This window comes from Lysinibacillus alkalisoli, from assembly GCF_014643595.1.
In the GTDB taxonomy this organism is placed as follows: domain Bacteria; phylum Bacillota; class Bacilli; order Bacillales_A; family Planococcaceae; genus Metalysinibacillus; species Metalysinibacillus alkalisoli.
Genome location: NZ_BMJT01000009.1, coordinates 122,853 through 129,473 on the forward strand (window position 1 = coordinate 122,853; position 6,621 = coordinate 129,473).

The following is a 6,621-nucleotide window of genomic DNA, read 5'->3' on the forward strand; positions in this document are numbered from 1 at the left end:
GAATAGAAGATATGCATATTATTTTTAAGGAGAGAGTCATCTTATGACAAAAGTTATTGAAGCAGATAGGGGCATTTCCGTCTGGTGGCATTTAACAAGACCACACACACTCACAGCATCGTTTGTGCCTGTTTTTTTAGGTACAGCCATTGCCTTTTCTTTGGAAAACACAACAATTCATTATGGCGTATTCTTTGCTATGTTAATTGCCAGTATGTTAATACAAGCAGCAACTAATATGTTCAACGAATACTATGATTATAAACTTGGCCTTGATACAAAAGACTCTGTAGGGATCGGCGGAACCATTGTACGTCACGGGGTTGCGCCACGCACAATTATGATGATTGCTTTAAGCTTTTATGGCATTGCACTTTTGTTAGGCATTTATATTTGCTATATGTCCTCATGGTGGCTAGCGGCTGTTGGTTTAGTATGTATGGGTATTGGTTTTTTATATACAGGTGGCCCATACCCCATTGCTTACTCCCCATTTGGTGAACTAGTATCTGGTGCTGTAATGGGTATGGGTATTGTGCTTATTGCTTTTTATATCCAAACTGGTTACATCACATTAAATGCCGTTTTATTATCTGTACCAAGCATGATTTTAGTTGGCGCTATTATGCTATCTAACAATATTAGAGATATTGTAGGCGATACAGAAGGTGGGCGTAAAACATTGGCTATTTTAGTAGGACGCGAACATGCCATCTCTGTGTTATCCGCTTTCTTCATTGTTTCTTATTTGTGGATTATCGCATTAGTGGCGATTGATGGTATTACAGCCTGGACATTACTTGTTATTTTAAGTGTTCCTAAAGCATTGCGAGCTATTGAGATTTTTAGGGATAAACAAGCGCCTAAAGAAGTAATGCCAGCTATGAAATTTACAGCTCAAACCAATACATTTTTTGGCTTTCTACTAGGTGTTGGCTTATTGTTAGGTTATTTTTTATAATGCAAAAAATAAGTGGTAGAGGGAGACAGTGATTTTCCCTTTACCACTTTTATGTTTACACGCAATTTACCACTTTAAAAAGTAAATGTGTTGCTTATATTTTCATTACTGACAAACCGCTTCTACTAAATATTGTGTAGCACCTTCTCCCGCTTTTGTATCATAATACTTTATAAAACGGTCATCTGCTAAATAGCCTGTTACGATGCCTTTATGCAGGTCTTCTGAATATTGTGGCATAAAATAACATAGCCATTCTTTATGAAGATTGGCAATAGATCGTTGGTCGCCTCTTTGCTGCAATAGTAAAAATAGTCTCTGTTCAATCTCTTGTGCCTTGTGATACGCCTCTTCTGATAACCCCATGAAATTTTGATTCGCTTCCGCTACTGCCTTCTCCCCGTATTTCGCTCGGATTTCCTGTCCATATTGCGCTTCATTCTCTTTAATCTTTTTACTTTTAAATGCTTCAAATTTATCGGTGTTTGACATATTTACTCCTCCTAGCATCGTATCTAATGTTTTTATCAATTTTTGAATCTGCTGTTGTTTATGCATCAATTGAGTACGGTGTGATTGTAAAGCTTGTTGCACATTAAATTTGTCATTGTAGATAATTTGCTTAATTTCTTCTAGTCGCACATCCAATGCGCGATAAAATAAAATATGTTGTAATATATCAATCTCTCGTTGTGTATATAAACGATATCCTGCCTCTGAGTAGGCACTAGGTGTTAATAGACCAATCTCATCATAATAACGAAGAGTACGGGTACTTACACCTGATAGCTTAGCTAATGCTTGTATGGTTAACACTTTTCTCACCTCCTACGGCTTATCATAAAGTTTTACGTAACGTTAAAGTCAATAAAAAGAGAGGATTTTTTTAGTTTTTTTCGGTATTATAGAGATAAAAACAACAAAAGAGGTCATTTATTATGCAAAATCAGTTTGAAAAAGAATGGCAAGCTTTTGTCGAAATTGCAGATGTCGTAAATACTACAGGCTCTTTGCAACATAAGGTTAAAACCATTTTACAGATTGTACTACAAACGATTGATAAAGCGGATGCTGGTTTTTTCTTTTTATGGGATGAGGAGCAACAGCATTTAGTAACAAAGGCGGCTATTAATTTTAAAGAAGATTATTATTTAGATAATGTGTTAGCTAACGGTGAAGGGATTAGTGGTAAAGCTTTTAAATATAGAAAAGCTATTATTGTTAATGGTGAAAATAATATTAAAGAGGCAATGAGTAATATGCAAAATCAAAAACGAGATTATTACTTAGAAGCAACTATTGTACATAACTATCCTTACAGTTGCATGTCTGCACCTATTATTTATCAACAACGTGCTATTGGTGTCATTACACTCGATAATTTCTTTACTAAAGCTTTTTTTACAAAGCAAGATTTATTATTTTTACAAGCCATTACAAATCAAATTGCTGTCGTTATTCAAATGGCACAACAACTTGAAGAAAAGCAGCAACTCAATCATACATTATTACAAACGTTAACACATAATGAACAACTTAATAAAGCTATGTTAAAAGGCATGAGCTTACGTCAAATCTTAATGCAATTATCGAAAATGGTAGGTGTCACTATTTTATATTTCACCCAAGATGGGGCATTTAAATTGGCTACTAAAAGTATTGCCTATCATACTATTGAACAAAAACTACAACAACAATTGCACCATAGAGAAGACGTTTTCATGTTACAAGATGAGAGTGTTATTTATTTTGTTTATAAAGTAGCCTCTCATTTCGGTACAATCGGTTACTTAGTCTTACCACAAATAGAAGCGCTCACTTTATTTCAACAAATTTTGCTTACTCATAGCGCCTCAATTATTGCTATTGAACAAATTAACGAACAGCGTTCTTATGAAACACAGTTAGCTTTGCGTCAACAAGCATATCATTCTTTGATTAAGGGACATCTCTCTCATGATGTTTTCGGTAGTGATGAAATAAAACAAATTCAACAATGCCATCATTATTTTTTATTCACGTATCATTTGAAATCATATAACCTGCAACAACTACTTACATTAGAGCAACAATTACAACAACACTTCCAAACGATAGGCACAGTATGGCTATTCCCTAATGAAAGTGTTGTGACTGGTTTGGTCTGTTTGAAAGATCAAACAGATGTTTTGCCAACATTACAGTCTTTACTCTACCAAGATTATGTATATGTTGGACGCATCGTGCCCACATTGAGTCAACTATCCTTATCAGAGCAAGATATTGCATTACTACAAACAATGACACATAGTAAACGGTTTATTACCTATCAAGAGTTAGGAATTTATCGCTACCTCTTGCAACTCCCCATGGAGGAAAAAAAATACTTTGTCGAGGAGACACTTGGTGCTATTTTACAAGATCATAAACAAGAATTGATTGACACCTTGCGTGCTTATTTTTTATATGATAAAAGTGTACCTCGCACAGCAGAAGGTTTACATCTTCATCAGAACTCGGTATATTATCGTCTACAAAAAATAGAAGATACTCTGCAACTTCGTTTACAAAATACAGCGAGTAGTGCTAACTTGCAAGCTGCTATCTTTCTCTATGACCATTTATAACGTAATGCCTAATAAAAACAGCTAACGTATAAATACCCGTTAGCTGTTTTGACTTAAGTTATTCCATTTCTTTTAAAGTAATAGCGCCTAATGATTTAGCCGCGTTTAACAGTGCACGCTCATCGATATCAAACTTAGGATGATGGTGGGGGTAAACTTCTGTCCAGCTTGGATTCTTTGCCCCTGTAAAGAAAAATGAACCTGGCACATGTTGTAAATAATAAGCAAAATCTTCGCCACCCATCAATGGTTCGCATATATGAATCTTATCAATACCAGGTACATTAGCAGCTACCTCGATTGTTAACGCTGTTTGTTGTTCATGGTTTATTACAGCTGGATAGCCTCTTTTATAAGCGTATTCGTAGTCAGCACCTGTTAAAGCACATGAGGCAGCTAACACTTTTTCCACTTCTATTTCTAATAAACTACGTGTCGCCTCATCAAAAGTACGTACCGTCCCCTCCATCTCAACCTGATCTGCAATAACATTAAAAGGGTTAATAGCTTCAAAGCGACCAATTGACACTACAGCAGGACTGATAGGGCTTACTCTTCTTGCCACCAATTGTTGTAAGTTTATAACAAACTGTGAACTAATCACAATAGCATCTTTTGTCAAATGTGGTTCAGAACCATGTCCACCACGTCCCTTAACAGTAAGTGCTAGCGCATCTGCTGCTGCCATTAGTGGACCTGGCTTTGTCATAAAGCTACCTAGAGGCTCGGTAGACCAAAGATGCGTACCATAAATTACATCTACACCTTCTAAACATCCATCTTCAATCATAGCAATTGCTCCTCCAGGTGCTAATTCTTCTGCATGTTGATGAATAAAAACGATCGTTCCTGATAATTCATCTTTTATTTGATTTAAAGCTTTTGCCAATACTAATAATGTAGCTGTATGCCCATCATGACCACAAGCATGCATCACGCCTGATTTTTTCGATTTATAAGGCACATCATTTTGTTCATCAATGGCTAAAGCATCAAAGTCTGCGCGCAATGCTATTGTTTTTCCTGGCTTTCCCCCATGTAATTTAGCAACAACACCATTGCCACCAACATTTGTCCTCACTTCGTGTCCTAATGCTTTTTGATACGTAGCAATATAATTTGCCGTATTTACTTCATGATAGGATACTTCAGGGTTTTCATGTAGATAACGTCTAATCTCTACCATTTCGTCATAATATTCCGTTAATAATTCGTACAATCTCTCTCTCATCTGTGTCACTTCCTTATTTTAAATAAATGCCATCCCCTGGACCCAGAGGCAAACCAAAGATAAACCAAATACTAAATAAAATCATCCAACCAATTGCAAAAATAATAGAATAAGGGAGTAACGCTGAAATCAACGTTCCAATACCAATATTTTTATCATAACGTTTTGCAAAAGCTAATAAAATAGCAAAGTAGGCTAACATCGGCGTAATAGGATTAGTAATCGAGTCTCCTACGCGATATACTACTTGTGTTAAGGCTGGACTATACCCTAAATGCATGAACATTGGTACAAAAATTGGCGCTAGTAATGCCCATTTTGCAGACGCACTTGCTACAAGTAAATTTATAAAAGCACAAATAAAGATAAAACCAATAATCATAGGTAAACCTGTAAAGTTAAGTGCTTGTAGTAATTCTGCTCCTTTAATCGCTAAGATAGGCCCTATATTACTCCAACCAAAATAGGCAATCATTTGTGAAGCAACAAAAGCTAAGACAATAAAAGGTGACATATCTGCCACTGACTTAAATAATTTTTCTGCTACATCTTTATCACTTGTAAATTGCTTAGTGATCATACCATAAGTTAACGCAGGTAAAAAGAAAAAGAATAACATAATGGGTACAATACTAGACATAAACGGTGAATCTAAAAAACCTCCAGTCTCTGGGTTACGTAGTAAACCGTTTGACGGGATAATGGTTATTAAAATAACAATCGTATAGATGAATGTTACTATGCCTGCCCAGCGTAAACCTTTACGTTCAAGATTTGTTAGGGGCTCCAACTTCTCCATTTTACCTTCGTATTTTCCAAAACGAGGCGTTGTTATTTTCGTAGCTACCCAGGTTCCTAAAATTACTAATAAAAATGTCGAAACAATTAAGAAATAATAATTCATAGTAGCTCTACCTGTATATGTAGGGTCTACAAATTGTGCAGCTGGCTCTGTAATACCTAATAACAATACATCTAATGAATTAATTAATAAGTTAGCGCTATATCCCCCTGCCACTGATGCATAAGTAACGAAGAGACCTACAAGTGGATTTTTTCCCATACTCATAAAAATCAATGCTACTACAGGTGGTAATACAATAAAAGCTGCATCCACGGCTACATTTCCAACGATGCCTGTTAAAATAATAACAGGTATAATAAGTTTTTCGGGAGCACTCATTACTGTTTTTTTCATCACAGCTGATATAAGACCACTTTGTTCAGCAAGTCCTATTCCTAACATTGATACAATAACTAAACCTAAAGGTGGGAAATTTACAAAGTTAGTTAACATCTCCGTTAAAATCCTATGTATTCCTTCTTGGTTCAATAAATTCACAACGGCTATCTCTTCATCTGTCCCAGGCTTTATAGCTGTAACACCTAATTTTGAAAGAATAAAAGATAATATTAAAATGATAAAAGCCATAATAACAAATAGTGTAACTGGATCAGGTAGTTTATTACCTGCTCTTTCAATATGATTTAAAAACCGATCAATAATTTTTGTCTTTTTAGTTTCCTCCATCGACACCCCTCCAAAGAACTGAATATTCTAATTATATGTAATAATAAAAAATATAATATAGCTATTTCTCTAAAGAAATAGCATTTACTTTGTAGAATTCTATAATTCATCTAAATAACCACAAAAAAAGCACTCAAGACGAAACGTCTTAAGTGCTTGATGACCCCTACGGGATTCGAACCCGTGTTACCGCCGTGAAAGGGCGGTGTCTTAACCGCTTGACCAAGGGGCCTTGCCTTTTTTCTACCACTCAACATGATGGCGGAGAAGGAGGGATTCGAACCCTCGCGCC

Annotated in this window: 5 protein-coding genes and 1 tRNA gene; 2 read left to right on the forward strand and 4 right to left on the reverse strand. The window is 35.7% G+C overall.

The genetic code is table 11. The annotated features are described in order from the left end of the window. Positions 1 to 43 precede the first annotated feature (43 nt). The gene (locus IEW44_RS13255) at positions 44 to 961 is read left to right on the forward strand and encodes a 1,4-dihydroxy-2-naphthoate polyprenyltransferase (RefSeq protein ID WP_188615538.1); all 918 of its coding nucleotides are present in this window, start codon (positions 44 to 46) and stop codon (positions 959 to 961) included. A gap of 105 nt (positions 962 to 1,066) precedes the next feature. Here the strand turns inward: IEW44_RS13255 and IEW44_RS13260 are convergent, their stop codons facing one another. Continuing rightward, positions 1,067 to 1,777 carry a MerR family transcriptional regulator gene (locus IEW44_RS13260; protein ID WP_188615539.1) on the reverse strand — a complete coding sequence of 237 codons (711 nt, stop codon included), beginning with the start codon at positions 1,775 to 1,777 and terminating at the stop codon, positions 1,067 to 1,069. 122 nt (positions 1,778 to 1,899) lie between these two features. On the opposite strand from IEW44_RS13260, the gene IEW44_RS13265 reads away from it, so the two are divergent. Then, entirely contained in the window at positions 1,900 to 3,567 is a 1,668-nt protein-coding gene (locus tag IEW44_RS13265; protein WP_188615540.1) for a helix-turn-helix domain-containing protein, read from the forward strand. A 58-nt stretch (positions 3,568 to 3,625) separates the two neighbouring features. Here the strand turns inward: IEW44_RS13265 and IEW44_RS13270 are convergent, their stop codons facing one another. From IEW44_RS13270 to IEW44_RS13280, 3 genes are all read right to left on the reverse strand, one after another. Continuing rightward, complete coding sequence (locus IEW44_RS13270) at positions 3,626 to 4,798, reverse strand: amidohydrolase (RefSeq protein ID WP_188615541.1); 1,173 nt, start codon at positions 4,796 to 4,798, stop codon at positions 3,626 to 3,628. A 13-nt stretch (positions 4,799 to 4,811) separates the two neighbouring features. Then, positions 4,812 to 6,329, reverse strand: coding sequence for an AbgT family transporter (locus IEW44_RS13275; protein ID WP_188615542.1), 1,518 nt, complete (start codon positions 6,327 to 6,329; stop codon positions 4,812 to 4,814). Positions 6,330 to 6,489: 160 nt separating this feature from the next. Continuing rightward, positions 6,490 to 6,561 (reverse strand) — tRNA-Glu (locus IEW44_RS13280). Positions 6,562 to 6,621 lie beyond the last annotated feature (60 nt).